The sequence below is a fragment of the Xylophilus sp. ASV27 genome, assembly GCF_016428875.1.
Lineage (GTDB): Bacteria > Pseudomonadota > Gammaproteobacteria > Burkholderiales > Burkholderiaceae_C > Xylophilus.
The window spans coordinates 1-380 of sequence record NZ_JAELTO010000326.1 but is presented as its reverse complement, the minus strand read 5'-3'; the positions used below and the strand labels follow the sequence as shown (position 1 = coordinate 380).

The following is a 380-nucleotide window of genomic DNA, read 5'->3' as shown; positions in this document are numbered from 1 at the left end:
CCCCCCCCCCCCCCCCCCCCCCCCCCCCCCCCCCCCCCCCCCCCCCACCCCCCCCCCCTTTCAAGCATCACCGCGCACACGATATGTCCTTGTCGGTCTCTTGGGCTCGGAGATGTGTATAAGCAACAGCCCGATCGCTGCGTCTGGGGCAGCGACTGGCCGCACCCGGTGTCGGTCAAGCAGCCGCCCAATGAAGGCGCGCTGCGCGTGCAGACCCGCGTGAACGGCGAGGCGCGGCAGGACGGCAACACCTGTCTCTTATACACATCTGACGCTGCCGACGAAGAGAACCTAGTGTAGAGCTCGGGGGGGGGCGTATGAGGAGAAGGGGGGGGGGGGGGGGGGGGGGGGGGGGGGGGGGGGGGGGGGGGGGGGGGGGG

The 380-nt window shown here is 72.9% G+C and carries 1 protein-coding gene; it reads right to left on the bottom strand.

All coding sequences use genetic code 11. The annotated features are described in order from the left end of the window. Positions 1-380 (bottom strand): hypothetical protein (locus JHD63_RS24360; protein WP_233168562.1); only part of this gene is annotated, 380 nt, incomplete at both ends.